Source organism: Aeromonas allosaccharophila, from assembly GCF_016026615.1.
Taxonomy (GTDB): domain Bacteria; phylum Pseudomonadota; class Gammaproteobacteria; order Enterobacterales; family Aeromonadaceae; genus Aeromonas; species Aeromonas allosaccharophila.
The window spans coordinates 3,073,997-3,088,365 of sequence record NZ_CP065745.1; the positions used below are offsets into that span (position 1 = coordinate 3,073,997).

General features: G+C 58.9%; 13 protein-coding genes. 6 read left to right on the top strand and 7 right to left on the bottom strand.

Features of this window, described 5'->3' with window-relative positions:
* The 6 genes from tapB (at position 1) to yacG (ending at position 5,632) form a co-directional block, all read left to right on the top strand.
* A complete protein-coding gene (gene tapB, locus I6G90_RS13945; RefSeq protein ID WP_197927989.1) occupies positions 1-1,707 on the top strand; it encodes a PilB family type IVa pilus assembly ATPase TapB in 1,707 nt (568 codons plus the stop codon).
* A 154-nt stretch (positions 1,708-1,861) separates the two neighbouring features.
* A complete protein-coding gene (locus tag I6G90_RS13950) occupies positions 1,862-3,103 on the top strand; it encodes a type II secretion system F family protein (protein WP_139406689.1) in 1,242 nt (413 codons plus the stop codon).
* Positions 3,104-3,164: 61 nt separating this feature from the next.
* A complete protein-coding gene (locus I6G90_RS13955; RefSeq protein ID WP_197927991.1) occupies positions 3,165-4,037 on the top strand; it encodes a prepilin peptidase in 873 nt (290 codons plus the stop codon).
* A gap of 13 nt (positions 4,038-4,050) precedes the next feature.
* Positions 4,051-4,665: a dephospho-CoA kinase gene (coaE, locus tag I6G90_RS13960; RefSeq protein WP_197927993.1), complete on the top strand. Its 615-nt coding sequence runs from the start codon at positions 4,051-4,053 to the stop codon at positions 4,663-4,665.
* Positions 4,666-4,702: 37 nt separating this feature from the next.
* Positions 4,703-5,425 (top strand): cell division protein ZapD, encoded by a 723-nt coding sequence (gene zapD, locus I6G90_RS13965; RefSeq protein ID WP_042058692.1) that lies wholly within the window; start codon positions 4,703-4,705, stop codon positions 5,423-5,425.
* Between the two features lie 12 nt (positions 5,426-5,437).
* The gene (yacG, locus tag I6G90_RS13970) at positions 5,438-5,632 is read left to right on the top strand and encodes a DNA gyrase inhibitor YacG (RefSeq protein WP_033138127.1); all 195 of its coding nucleotides are present in this window, start codon (positions 5,438-5,440) and stop codon (positions 5,630-5,632) included.
* A gap of 77 nt (positions 5,633-5,709) precedes the next feature.
* On the opposite strand, the gene mutT is transcribed toward yacG, so the two are convergent.
* The 7 genes from mutT to I6G90_RS14005 form a co-directional block, all read right to left on the bottom strand.
* Positions 5,710-6,114 carry an 8-oxo-dGTP diphosphatase MutT gene (gene mutT / locus I6G90_RS13975; RefSeq protein ID WP_197927995.1) on the bottom strand — a complete coding sequence of 135 codons (405 nt, stop codon included), beginning with the start codon at positions 6,112-6,114 and terminating at the stop codon, positions 5,710-5,712.
* Between the two features lie 185 nt (positions 6,115-6,299).
* A complete protein-coding gene (secA, locus tag I6G90_RS13980; protein WP_197927996.1) occupies positions 6,300-9,020 on the bottom strand; it encodes a preprotein translocase subunit SecA in 2,721 nt (906 codons plus the stop codon).
* 58 nt (positions 9,021-9,078) lie between these two features.
* A complete protein-coding gene (locus I6G90_RS13985; RefSeq protein WP_163127649.1) occupies positions 9,079-9,984 on the bottom strand; it encodes a M23 family metallopeptidase in 906 nt (301 codons plus the stop codon).
* Between the two features lie 140 nt (positions 9,985-10,124).
* Positions 10,125-11,048 carry a UDP-3-O-acyl-N-acetylglucosamine deacetylase gene (gene lpxC, locus I6G90_RS13990; protein ID WP_005336146.1) on the bottom strand — a complete coding sequence of 308 codons (924 nt, stop codon included), beginning with the start codon at positions 11,046-11,048 and terminating at the stop codon, positions 10,125-10,127.
* 99 nt (positions 11,049-11,147) lie between these two features.
* Entirely contained in the window at positions 11,148-12,299 is a 1,152-nt protein-coding gene (gene ftsZ, locus I6G90_RS13995; protein WP_005336147.1) for a cell division protein FtsZ, read from the bottom strand.
* Between the two features lie 39 nt (positions 12,300-12,338).
* Positions 12,339-13,598 (bottom strand): cell division protein FtsA, encoded by a 1,260-nt coding sequence (ftsA, locus tag I6G90_RS14000; RefSeq protein ID WP_005336148.1) that lies wholly within the window; start codon positions 13,596-13,598, stop codon positions 12,339-12,341.
* A complete protein-coding gene (locus I6G90_RS14005; RefSeq protein WP_042655677.1) occupies positions 13,579-14,331 on the bottom strand; it encodes a cell division protein FtsQ/DivIB in 753 nt (250 codons plus the stop codon). The genes ftsA and I6G90_RS14005 overlap by 20 nt, the downstream gene beginning before the upstream one ends.
* Positions 14,332-14,369: the final 38 nt, after the last annotated feature.

The following is a 14,369-nucleotide window of genomic DNA, read 5'->3' on the forward strand; positions in this document are numbered from 1 at the left end:
ATGACCTCTAGCCCTAATAGCGGCTTGGCGTTAAGCCTGGCCGCCTCTTCCCTCATTAGTGAAGAGGACTCCCAGCGCTATCTGAGCCAGGCCAAGGCCCAGCGCAAACCCTTTGTGACCTTTCTGATCGAGAACAACATCCTCGACAGCAAGGCATTGGCCGATTTTTGCGAGCTGGAGTATGGGGTACCTCTGCTGGATCTTGCCGCCTTCGATTTGGCCGAGATCCCGCAGAAGTTCCTCAATCAAAAGCTGATCGACAAGCACCACGTCCTGCCCATCTACACCCAGGGCCATACCCTCTATATCGCCATGTCGGATCCGACCAATGTGTCGGCACTGGAGGATTTCGGCTTCAGCTTCGGGCTCCATACCGAGGCGCTGCTGGTAGAGGAAAACAAGCTCACCGCCGCCATAGCCAAGCTGCTGGAGAACGAGAACGACGCCCTCGGCATGGAAGATATCGACGAGTCCGAGATTTCGGATCTCGAGGTCTCCGACGAGAACAGTCGGCTCGACGAGAGCGTCAATACTGCCGATGACGATGCCCCCATCGTCAAGTACATCAACAAGATCATGATGGATGCCATCAAGCGCGGCGCCTCCGACCTGCACTTCGAACCCTACGAGTTTAAGTATCGGGTACGCTTTCGCATCGACGGCATCTTGCACGAGATCGCCACCCCGCCGGTCAATCTGGCCAACCGCTTCTCCGCCCGCCTCAAGGTAATGGCGCGGCTCGATATCGCCGAGCGGCGGCTGCCGCAGGATGGCCGCATCAAGCTGAAGCTGTCGCGCAACAAGTCGATGGATATGCGGGTCAACACCCTGCCCACCATGTGGGGGGAGAAGATCGTGATCCGTCTGCTCGACTCCTCCGCTGCGCGGCTCAATATCGAACAACTCGGCTTTGACGACCGGCAGAAGGCGCAATATCTGCGTGCCCTCTCCAAGCCGCAGGGGATGATCCTGGTGACCGGCCCCACCGGCTCGGGTAAAACCGTCTCGCTCTATACCGGTCTCAATATTCTCAACACCACTGAGGTGAACATCTCCACCGCCGAAGATCCGGTAGAGATCAACTTGCCCGGCGTCAACCAGGTGCAGGTCAACCCCAAGGCGGGGCTCACCTTTGCCAGCGCCCTGCGCTCCTTCTTGCGGCAAGACCCGGACGTGGTGATGGTGGGGGAGATCCGCGATCTCGAAACCGCCGAAATCGCCATCAAGGCAGCCCAAACCGGCCACCTGGTGCTCTCCACCCTGCACACCAACTCCGCCGCCGAGACCCTGACCCGGATGATGAACATGGGGGTGCCCGCCTTCAACATCGCCTCCTCGGTGACCCTGATCATGGCCCAGCGGCTGGCCCGTAAGCTGTGCGACCACTGCAAGGCGCCGGAGGTGGTGCCAGAAGCCGAACTGCTGGAGCTGGGCTTTACCCCACAGCAACTGGCGGCCGGATTACGACTGTTCAAACCGGTCGGTTGCAAGGAGTGTTCCGGCGGCTACAAGGGGCGGGTCGGCATCTACGAAATCATGTTGATGTCGGAGAACATCGCCAAATTGATCATGCAGGGGGCTAACTCGCTGCAAATCGCCGCGATTGCCCAGAAAGAGGGGATGCGGACTCTGCGAACCTCGGGGCTTGAGAAGGCCCGACTCGGGGTCACCAGTCTGGCCGAGGTCAACCGGGTTACCACCAACTAATTCGCGTGGCGAAACAGTCGCCGCTAACACTCGGTGCGTAGGTTCGATTAGCGTGGCGTAATCGGACATTCGCGCAGGGAAACAGGATTCACGCAGCGTCATCGGACGTTTGTGTCATAAGGGCTGGCGCCCGACCCAATTGCAGGATGCAAAGATGGCAACCCTAACCAAGAAGAACAATGCCCCCAAGAAAGTCTTCGCCTTCCGCTGGCACGGGGTAAACCGCAAGGGGCAGAAGGTCTCCGGCGAGCTGCAGGCCGACAGCATCAACACCGTCAAGGCCGAACTGCGCAAGCAGGGGGTCAACGTCACCAAGGTGGCCAAGAAATCCCAGGGGCTCTTTTCCAAGGGCGGAGCCAAGATCAAACCGATGGATATCGCCATCGTCTCCCGCCAGATCACCACCATGCTCTCCGCCGGTGTACCACTGGTGCAGAGCCTGCAGATCATCGCCCGCAGCCACGAGAAAGCCTCGATGCGCGAGCTGATGGGGCAGATTGCCGCCGATGTAGAGACCGGTACCCCCATGTCGGAGGCGCTGCGCCGTCACCCCCGCTACTTTGACGATCTCTACTGCGATCTGGTGGAAGCCGGTGAGCAATCCGGTGCGCTGGAGACCATCTACGACCGTATCGCCACTTACCGGGAGAAATCGGAAGCACTCAAGTCGAAGATCAAGAAGGCGATGTTCTACCCCACCATGGTCATTCTGGTCGCCATTGTGGTGACCTCCATCCTGTTGCTGTTCGTCATTCCGCAGTTCGAGGATATCTTCAAAAGCTTCGGTGCCGAGCTGCCAGTGTTCACCCAGTTTGTCATCGGTATCTCACGCTTTATGCAGAACTGGTGGTATGTCTTCTTTGGTGGCTCAGCCCTTGGCATCTTCCTCTATGTGCGAGCCTGGCGCGCCTCCCAGAAGGTGAGAGACAACACCGACAAGTTTGTACTCACCATTCCGGTGGTCGGGATGATCCTGCACAAGGCGGCGATGGCTCGCTTTGCCCGCACCCTGTCGACCACCTTCTCCGCCGGTATTCCACTGGTGGATGCGCTGATTTCGGCGGCCGGAGCCTCCGGCAACTATGTCTATCGCACCGCGGTCATGGCGATCCGCAACGAGGTAGTAGCCGGTATGCAGATCAACGTGGCGATGCGTACCGTCGATCTCTTCCCCGACATGGTGATCCAGATGGTGATGATCGGTGAGGAGTCCGGTGCCATCGATGATATGCTCTCCAAGGTCGCCACCATCTTCGAGCAGGAGGTGGATGATCTGGTCGATGGTCTCACCAGCCTGCTGGAACCCCTTATCATGGTGGTGCTCGGGGTGCTGGTCGGCGGCATGGTTATCGCCATGTACCTGCCCATCTTCAAGCTGGGCGACGTGGTAGGCTGATTCATCAGGGCATGGCACCACCGCCATACCCTCCCCCTCATTTAATGACTGACGGTTGGTTATGACACTTCTTCTCGAGCTGGCTCACGGCTTGCCCTGGCTCTACTTCTCGCTGGTTTTTCTCTTCTCCCTGATGATCGGCAGTTTCCTTAACGTGGTAATCCATCGCCTGCCCATCATGCTGGAGCAGGAGTGGCAGGCCGAGTATCGCAGCTACTTCGCCCCCGATGAGGAGGCCACTGCGCCAGAGCACTACAACCTGATGGTACCGCGATCCGCATGCCCTCACTGTGGTCACGCCATCACTGCGCTCGAAAACATCCCACTGCTGAGCTGGCTCTGGCTCAAAGGGCGTTGCCGTGACTGTCAGGCCCCCATCTCGGCCCGCTATCCGCTGGTAGAGCTGCTGACCGCCCTGCTCTCGGTGGCTGTTGCTATGGTGATTACACCGGGATGGAGCACGCTGGCCGCCCTGCTGCTCACCTGGGTACTGGTCGCCCTCACCTTTATCGATCTCGACAAGATGTTGCTGCCAGACCAGCTCACCCTGCCACTCCTGTGGGGCGGGCTGCTGTTCAATTTGGCAGGTGGCTTCGTGCCGCTGGCGGATGCCGTGATCGGTGCTATGGCGGGCTATCTGGTGCTCTGGAGCCTCTACTGGGCCTTCAAGCTGCTCACCGGCAAGGAGGGGATGGGTTATGGCGACTTCAAGCTGCTGGCAGCCCTCGGCGCCTGGCTCGGTTGGCAGGCGCTGCCCATTATTCTGCTGCTCTCATCCCTGGTCGGCGCGGTGATCGGCATCAGCCTGATCGCCTTGCACAAACACCATCAGGGCAAGCCCATCCCTTTCGGCCCCTACCTCGCTATCGCGGGCTGGATCGCCCTGTTGTGGGGCGATACCATCACCCGCTGGTATCTCTCTACCCTGCTTTGAGCAAGAGGCCCCCATGTATGTAGTTGCTATCACAGGTGGTATCGGCAGCGGCAAGACCACTATCGCCAATCAGTTTGCCGCGCTGGGTATCGAGGTAGTGGATGCCGATGTGATCGCCCGCGAAGTCGTTGAGCCGGGCACCCCGGCCCTTGCCGCCATCGCCGACCATTTTGGCCCGGATGTGATTGAGCCGAGCGGTCAACTCGACCGCCGCACCCTGCGCGAGCGGGTCTTTAGCGACCCACAGGCCAAAGAGTGGCTCAATGCCCTGCTTCACCCGCTTATTCGCAGCGAAATGCTGCGCCAGTGTGCCGCAGCCCGCTCACCTTACTGCCTGCTGGTGGTGCCACTGCTGGTGGAGAACAAACTCACCGGCCTCGCCAATCGGGTGCTGGTGATCGATGTGGATGAAGCCACCCAGATTGAGCGCACCTGCCGCCGGGATGGGGTATCGGCCGAGCAGGCCCGGGCCATCATCGCCGCCCAGACGAGCCGGTCGGAGCGCCTTGCCGCGGCGGATGATGTCATCGAAAACCACAATGGCAGCGAAATGGCGATTAAAACGCGGATTTTGGCGCTGCACGAGACATATCTGGCAATTGCCTCTCAACAAGCCCGCCAAGTGTGAGTACACTAGGCCGGTTTATGGCTGGCCAGGATTAGGCATGATTTACGATTTCCCCCTCAATGAAAAAAGCCGGACCTATCTTCGTCTGGAGTCCCTGTTTTCCCAGATCCGCGACAATCTGGAGAGTGAACAATCCTGGGCACATATCGCCTTCTTCAAGGGGCTGTTCGATCTGCAGGAGTTGCTGGAGCGTGGTGACCTGCGCGCCGATCTCATCAAGGATCTGGAGCGTCTCGGCCAGCGTCTGAGCCACTGGGCCAGCCTGCCCGATGTCGATCTGGAACAGATCAAGCAGATGCAGCAAGAGAGCAGCCAGCTCTCCCGCAACCTGCTCAACTCGCCACGCCCGGGCGCCCGCCTGAAAGAGGATCGTCTGCTCGGCTCCATCCGCCAGCGTTTCTCCATCCCCGGTGGCCTGTGTGCCTTCGATGTGCCGCAGCTGCACCACTGGCTCGGTACTCCGGCCATCACCCGTCACCAGCAGATGCAGGGGTGGCTGAGCGACATCAACCTGCTGATGAATGCCATCACCCTGTTGCTGCGCCTGTGGCGTGAGTCAGGCAGTTTCAGTGAGCAGGTTGCCAGTAACGGTTTCTTCCAGGACACCGCCGAGAGCGCCGAGCTTATCCGCATCAAGCTGCCGGGCAATCTGTTCTGCTACCCGACCCTGAGCGGCCACAAGAACCGCTTCGCCCTGCGCTTTCTGCCCACCGCAGAACAACCGATTGGCGATGTGACGTTCCAGCTTGCCTGCTGCTAAGGAGACATCCTGATGGTCACCAAGGTCAAATGCCCGACTTGCCAAACCGAGCTGGAATGGGGCCCGCAGAGTCCGTTTCGCCCCTTCTGCAGCAAGCGCTGCCAGCTGATCGATCTCGGCGAATGGGCCGATGAAGAGAAGCGCATTCCGGGGGAGATCAACCCGGATCTGCTACCGGAGCCGGAAGAGGGCGATCAGTGGCTATAAGCCAGTGGTCACTCACCTCTGCAATATGAAAAAAGGGCCGATGGGCCCTTTTTTGATGCTTGTTGATTGCTACCGGTTCAAGCCAGCAGGCCCTGTAGCCGCGCCACAATCGGGCCATTGGCATCGGGGAAGTGGTAGTTGTGCAGCTCTGCCACCGGCACCCACAGACACTCCTGCCCCTCCTTGCCGAACGGTTCGCCGCTGAAACGGGTCACCTTCCAGATATCCAGCAACACCTGCTTCTCGGGGTAGTCGTGCTGCAACTCCATGAAGGGAGCGCAATCCTGTACCCGGATACCGATCTCTTCCCACAGCTCCCGATCCAGCGCGGTGAGCAGATCCTCGCCCGACTCCACCTTGCCACCGGGAAACTCCCAGCGATCCCCCTGATGGCGATCGGAGGAGCGTCTGGCGATGAAGATATCGCCCTGTTCATTCTCGATGACGCCAACCGCCACCCAGATCCGCTTTTTCTGTTCCATCTTGTTACCTTTGCACACTATGCCTGACCGGGCCGTTCGATGCGCCCAACCTCCGGCTGGGTGAACGGCCGATGATGCCTGATATCCGATAACCCTTCGCCAAGTGGCGCCACCACTGTGACTTTGCCACCCTCTGACAAAAACAAGGCGGGCACCGGGCCCGCCTTGTCATGGCACTGCGTCGATCAGGTCAACTGACCGTGGCAATGCTTGTACTTCTTGCCGGAGCCGCACGGGCAGGGATCGTTGCGGCCGATCTTCTGCTCATCGCGCACGAAGGTGGTGTGACCCTCTTCGCCTGTGGCCTCCTCATCGGCCAGCTGGCTCTCTGCGGCGGCGTGGGTGTAGGTACGTGGAGCGGCTTCCGCCTGCTGGCGCTGCTGCTCTTCCATCGCCTCCACATCGCGCTCCTGCACTTGAACACGGCTCAGGATGCTGACCACGTCGCGCTTGAGGGTTTCCAGCATCTGGGTGAACAGATCGAAGGATTCGCGCTTGTACTCCTGCTTGGGGTTCTTCTGAGCGTAACCGCGCAGATGGATGCCCTGACGCAGGTGATCCATGGCCGCCAGATGCTCTTTCCACAGACCATCCAGAGTTTGCAGCATCACCGCTTTCTCGAAGTTGCGCAGCACCTCTTTGCCGACCAGCTCTTCCTTGTGGGCATAGAGCTTGGTGGCTTCGTCCAGAATGCGCTCGCGCAGTTTCTCTTCATACAGCTTGTCATCTTCCGCCAGCCACTGCTGCAGCGGCAGATCCAGCGCGAAGTCGGCCTTCAGGCGCGCTTCCAGACCCGGCACCTCCCACATCTCTTCCAGAGACTGGGGCGGAATGTACTCGTCGATCACCGCGCCGTACACGTCGTCACGGATAACATGGATGGTCTCGGAGATGTCGTTGGTATCCAGCAGCTCGTTGCGCTGCTCGTAGACCACCTTGCGCTGGTCGTTGGCAACGTCATCAAACTCCAGCAAGCTCTTGCGGATGTCGAAGTTGCGACCTTCCACCTTGCGCTGGGCATTTTCGATCGCCTTGGTGACCCACGGGTGCTCGATGGCTTCGCCCTCTTCCATGCCCAGCTTCTTCATCATGCCGGTCACGCGATCGGAGGCGAAGATCCGCATCAGGGTATCTTCCATGGAGAGGTAGAAACGGGAAGAACCCGGGTCACCCTGACGACCGGAACGGCCGCGCAGCTGGTTGTCGATACGACGGGATTCGTGACGCTCGGTACCGATAATGTGCAGACCACCGGCGGCCAGCACTTCATCATGACGCACCTGCCAGGCGGCTTTCAACTCGGCAATCTGCTCGCTGGTCGGATTTTCCAGCTTGGCAATCTCTGCCTGCCAGTTGCCACCCAGCACAATGTCGGTACCACGACCGGCCATGTTGGTGGCGATGGTGACCGCACCAATCTGGCCAGCCTGAGCGACGATCTCCGCTTCCATGGCGTGGAACTTGGCGTTCAGCACCTTGTGCGGAATGTTCTCCTTGGTCAGGATGCCGGAGAGCAGCTCGGAGTTCTCGATGGAGACGGTACCCACCAGCACCGGCTGACCACGGGAAACGCAACCACGGATATCTTCGACGATGGCGGCATACTTCTCATTGGCGGTCAGGTAGACCAGATCGCCCATGTCTTTGCGCACCATCGGCTTGTTGGTCGGGATAACCACGGTATCCAGGCCATAAATCTGCTGGAATTCAAAGGCTTCGGTATCTGCAGTACCGGTCATCCCCGCCAGCTTGTTGTAGAGGCGGAAGTAGTTCTGGAAGGTGATGGAAGCCAGCGTCTGGTTCTCGTTCTGGATCTTCACCCCTTCCTTCGCTTCAACAGCCTGATGCAGACCATCAGACCAGCGACGACCCGGCATGGTACGGCCGGTGTGCTCGTCGACGATGACGATCTCGTCTTTCTGGACGATGTAGTCCACGTTGCGCTCGAACAGAGTGTGAGCACGCAGACCGGCGTTGACGTGGTGCAGCAGGCTGATATTGGAGGCGGAGAACAGCGAGTCGTTCTCGTCCAGCAGCCCCTCTTTCTTGAGCAGCTCTTCCACGAAGATCTGGCCGTTTTCGGTCAGCAGGGCCTGACGGTTCTTCTCGTCCACCGTGTAGTGACCGTCGCCGGTGTACTCTTCGGTGTCTTCCTTGTCCTGCTTGACCAGCAGCGGGATCAGCTTGTTGACGCGAATATAGAGCTCGGAGCTGTCTTCGGCCGGACCGGAGATGATCAGCGGAGTACGGGCTTCATCGATAAGCACCGAGTCAACTTCATCCACCAGCGCGTAGTTAAGCGGACGCTGGACGCGCTGCTCCGGCGAGAACGCCATGTTGTCGCGCAGGTAGTCAAAACCGAATTCGTTGTTGGTACCGTAGGTGATGTCGGCGGCGTAGGCGTCACGCTTCTGGGACGCATCCATACCGGGCACGTTGCAATCGACGGTCATGCCGAGGAAGGCAAACAGCGGACGGTTCGCTTCCGCATCACGCTTGGCCAGGTAGTCGTTCACCGTTACCACGTGCACACCACGGCCACTCAGGGCGTTCAGGTAAGCTGGCAGGGTTGCGGTCAGGGTCTTACCTTCACCGGTCTTCATTTCCGCGATGCGGTTGGAGTTCAGCACCATGCCGCCGATCAGCTGCACGTCGAAGTGACGCATACCGAACACCCGCTTGGAGGCTTCACGCACGGTCGCGAACGCTTCCGGCAGCAACTGCTCCAGGGTTTCACCCTGCTCGATACGCTGACGGTATTCGGCCGTTTTGGCCTGCAACTCGGCATCGGACAGAGCCTCGAACTGCGGCTCCATGGCATTGATCTGTTTTACAATTTTGCGCAAAGCCTTGAGCGTTCTGTCGTTCCGGCTGCCGATAATCTTGGTAAGCAGTGTGCTAATCATGGGTACCAACTATTTCTGGTTATAAAAGCGTTCCGTCACTGGAACTGAAGAAAAAAACCTAACCCCGGCTGGCACTGAGAAAGCGTGCGGGGTTGACCTGACGACCGTCTTTCAACACTTCGTAATGCAGATGGACCCCGGTCGCGCGACCGGTACGTCCCATCAAGGCAATCTTCTGACCCTGATCAACCAGGGTGCCCACCTCGACCAATAATTTGGAGTTGTGGGCATAGCGGGTGACCAGGCCATTGCCGTGATTAATCTCCACCATATTGCCAAATTCCGGATGACGGCCCGCCCAGCTGACAATGCCAGGTCCGGTGGCCAGAATCGGGGTTCCGGGTTTGCCACGGAAATCGACCCCTTTGTGCATCTTGGCACGCCCGTTGAACGGATCGACCCGTCCACCAAACCCGGACGAGACCCAAACTCGCTCCTGTTTGACTGGCGTGCCGGAAATAAAACCGGCATCGGTGATATGGTGATTCATGATGAAAGATTCAAGTACCGACAGCTGCTCTTCGCGGCTGCTGAGCTGCTGGCTGAGGTGTTTCATCGAGGCTTGCAGCTCGTTGAGGCTCACTTCCAGATCTTCATCATAAGAAGGGCCGCCCATCGGGGGCAGCTCTTTGAAATTGAACTCGTCGGGATCGAGATCGGCCTGCTCGGTCAATCGTTCGCCGAGGGCATTGAGACGGCCAAGCTGGCCCTGCATGGTGCCCACCTGAGCAGCCAGCATTGCCAACTGTTCACGGGCTTCGTCGCCACTCTGGTCGACGGACTGCTGCTCGGCAACGGCAAGCGCCACTTCCAGCGCCTCCATTTTCTGGTGCCAGCTCTGCCAGAGCCAACCACCACCTAGAGCCAACAGGGAGAAGAGAATACCGCCGACCCAGGCCAGACGTTGTTTGGGCAGGTGCAACTTGCGTCGCTGCTTGCCGTGGAGGATCAGGGTAATGCTCATAGAACTAAGTCTGCTCGGTCAGGTGCGGCCAGGAGCCTGCACGGGAAATAAAACCGGGAGATAATCGGTATTAAAGGATGGAGTAAACAAATGACGGAACGTCGGTGCGGAGAGAGGACCGACGTTCCGTTGCACAGCTATCAGGCCAGAACCAGACCGTTATCGTAGTAAGCGATAGGCGCTTTGTCGCCCTCACCCTCGAAGGTCACCAGTTCCCAAGCCTCCTGCTCGGCCAGCAAGGCACGCAGCAGCTTGTTGTTCAGGGCATGTCCGGTCTTGTAGGCACGGAACTCACCGATGATGCTGCGGTTACACATATAGAGGTCACCGATCGCGTCCAGCATCTTGTGCTTGACGAACTCGTCCTCATAACGCAAACCGTCTTCGTTCAGCACTCGATAGTCGTCCAGTACCACGGCGTTTTCCAGGCTTCCGCCCAGCGCCAGGTTCTGGGAACGCAGGTACTCGATATCACGCATGAACCCGAAGGTACGGGCACGGCTGATCTCTTTCACGAAGGAGGCACCGGAGAAGTCCAGTACGCAACGCTGATTGCGCCCTTCAAAGACCGGATGCTGGAAATCGATCTCGAGATCCATCTTGAAGCCGTTGCGATAGGGGTGGAATTCCGCCCACTTGTCGCCGTCTTCAACCCGGATGCTCTTCTTGATCCGCACAAACTGCTTGGCAGCATTCTGCTCACGGATCCCGACTTCCTGCAGCAGGTAGATAAAGGGATGCGCACTGCCGTCCATCACCGGGATCTCGGGCGCGTCGACCTCGACATAGAGGTTGTCGATCCCCATCCCGGCCAGCGCGGCAGAGAGGTGCTCAATGGTAGAGACACGGACACCGGCTTCGTTGACCAGAGCGGTACAGAGCACGGTATCGCGCACCTGATCGGCATTGGCTGGCAGCTCCACCACAGGATTCAGGTCGGTACGCAAGTAAACGATCCCTGTGTTCACAGGCGCCGGACGGAACGTCATAGTGACTTTCCGGCCCGAATGCAGGCCGACACCAGTCGCCTGTACACTCGTTTTCAAGGTTCTTTGTCTAATCATGGGTGTACCCTAAACAGCTTAAAATCCGGACCAGATGGTCGTTGGCAGGCCATCTTAGCACATTCCTTGAACAACAAACAAACAAGAGCCATAAGAGGCTTAGTCAGCTTGCTTGCGCAGGAACGCCGGAATATCCAGGTAATCCGGTTCGCGACGAGCTTGCGGCTCGGCGTTGACCACCTTGGCCGGGGCTTCGTCCATCACACGGCCTTGCATCATGTCGCTGACCAGCGGTTGACGCACCGGGCGCTCTTGCACCTGGCTGCTCTTGACCAGAGTGATGTCCGGCTTGCGCTCGGCACCGATACCGGTAGCAACCACGGTCACACGCAGTTCGTCGTGCATTTCCGGATCGATTACGGTACCCACTACTACAGTGGCGTTCTCGGAAGCGAAGGCCTTGACCGCGTTACCCACGGTTTCGAACTCTTCGATGGTCATGTCCATACCGGCGGTGATGTTGACCAGGATGCCACGGGCACCGGCCAGATCCACGTCTTCCAGCAGCGGGCTGGAGATAGCTTTCTCGGCCGCTTCTTCGGCACGGTCATCACCTGAGGCGGAACCGGTACCCATCATGGCGGTACCCATTTCACGCATCACGGTACGCACGTCCGCGAAGTCGACGTTAATCAAGCCCGGACGGGTGATCAGCTCGGCAATGCCCTGTACCGCGCCAAGCAGTACATCGTTGGCCGCCTTGAAGGCGTCCAGCAGGGAGATACCGCGACCCAGCACCTTCAGCAACTTGTCGTTGGGGATGGTGATCAGGGAGTCGACGTTTTTGGACAGCTCTTCGATACCGTGCGCGGCGAAGCCCATCCGTTTCTTCCCTTCAAAGGAGAACGGCTTGGTGACGACGGCAACGGTCAGGATGCCCATCTCGCGCGCCACTTCGGCCACGATCGGCGCAGCACCGGTACCGGTACCACCGCCCATACCGGCGGCGATGAACACCATGTCGGAACCGGTCAGCAGCTCACGCAGCGCTTCGCGATCTTCCATGGCCGCATCACGACCCACTTCCGGATTGGCGCCGGCACCCAGACCCTTGGTGATGCCACCGCCGATCTGCAGGGTAGTGTTGGCGCTGGAGTTACGCAGTGCCTGGGCGTCGGTGTTGACGGTAATGAACTCAACACCCTCAATATTTTGACGAACCATGTGCTCGACAGCGTTACCGCCGCCGCCACCTACACCGATCACTTTAATGACGGCTTCGTCAGTGTGGCTATCCATAAATTCAAACATGTTGTCTCTCCGCTTTATTTGCCTGACTCAGCAAAATTCTTAGAACTCGCCACGCAGCCAGTTGCTAACCCGTTTGACCAGGCCACCGACGCTTGCCTTGGCGGCATATTCTTTGTTGCTACCTGTGGCTTGATGGGTGCGGCCATATTGCAGCAACCCGACCGCAGTCGAGTACACCGGTGCCTGCACGTAATCACTCAAACCACGTATGTTCATGGGCTCTCCCACCCGGACCTGGCTCTGGAAGATCTGCTCTGCACACTCCACAATGCCTTCAATCTGGGCAGCGCCGCCGGTCAAGACCACACCGGCTGCCAGCTGATGCTTGACCCCCTGCGCTTTCAACTCGCTCTGTACCCGCACCAGCTCATCATTCACCATGGAGAGCAACTCGGTGTAACGGGGCTCAATCACTTCAGCCAGTGTCTGCCGTTGCAGGCTGCGCGCCGGACGACCGCCGACACTGGGTACTTCAATATTGTCTTCCTTGCTGACCAGACGGCCGAGGGCGCAGCCGTAGCGCACCTTGATCGCTTCTGCGTCGAGCGGCGGCGTGCCGAAGGCGTAGGCGATATCGCTGGTCACAGTGCTGCCAGCGTACGGGATCACCTTGGTGTGGCGCAGGGCACCGCCGGTAAACAGCGACATGTCCATGGTACCGCCACCGATGTCTACGACGCAGACACCCAGCTCTTTCTCGTCTTCGGTCAACACGGCATAGCTGGAGGCCAGCGCGGAGAAGATCAGTTGATCCACCCGCAAGCCGACCTTCTCCACACATTTCTCAATGTTGCGAGCCATGTCGTTGTGGCAGGTGATCAGGTGAACCTTGGCCGCCATCCGCACACCGGAGAGGCCAACCGGATTCTTGATCCCTTCCTGATAATCGATGGCAAACTCCTGAGGCAGCACATGCAGCACCCGCAGCTCGTCGGAGAGGCGAACCGACTTGGCGGTGTGGATCACGTTGTCCACATCCTCCTGGGTCACCTCTTCATCGGAGATGGGCACCATACCGGTCTCATTGCGGCAGTCAATATGCTTGCCGGACAAACCCAGATAAACCGAGCTGATCTGGCAATCGGCCATCATCTCGGCCTCTTCCACCGCGCGGCGCAGTGACTTGACCACGGAGTCGAGGTCATTGACCCCGCCCTTCTCCATTCCGCGGGAAGCGTGACTGCCCATACCGATGACGTTGAGTTCACCGTCCGGCAATACTTCCCCGACCAGAACCGCCACCTTGGTTGTGCCGATATCCAGTCCGACAATCAAATTCCTATCTGCGGTGTTGGTCATGCACTTTCTCTTCGCTCTTCTTCCAGCCAACTGCCATTCCGGTGTCGTATCGAAGATCCACGTAGGCAACTTGCGCACGGGGTTCGATAACCGGGAAGGCATCGATAAACCGCTGCAGCCGGAGCGCAATGTCATTGCGTCCCAGGAACAGCTTGATATTGCCATCCAGGGTCAGTTCCCAGGCATGGCGGGGGGTCAGATTCACCCCAAGCAACTTGTATCCCTTGGCAGCCAGTTGCGACTCGTACTGCCGACTCTCTTTCAACACCCTGGCGGCCTGGTCATCCGGCCCTGACAGCTGCAACAGCGGCGTCTTGACCCGATCCGGGGCACTGAAGACCGTGCCCCTGGTGTTGACGAAGCGATTGCCATTCCAGCGCGCCGCCACATCTTGTTCCGTGAGGTAGATCTTGATCTTGTTCGGCCACTTCTTTCGTACCGAGACCTGAGCTACCCATGGCAGGGCGTTGAGCCGTGCCTGCAATTCGTTGACGTCCAATTCGAAGAAGTTGCGCAGCTCGGCGCCATCCAGCACGGCCATCCGCAGCTCTTCGGTTTGCAAATACTGATGTTGCCCCTGCAGCAACAGCTCGCTCATGGGCAACCGGTTGGCATCTGTTAGCCAACCTTTAACGTCCAGCGCCGTCCGGTAGCAGCCCCATATCACCAGCAGGAAAAACACTACGCCTGCGATGAAGCCACCCTTGGTGCGCCCCTGTGCCCTTGCCTCCACCCGATCGTTCCCCGTGTAACGCGCTAATCCGGCCTTTT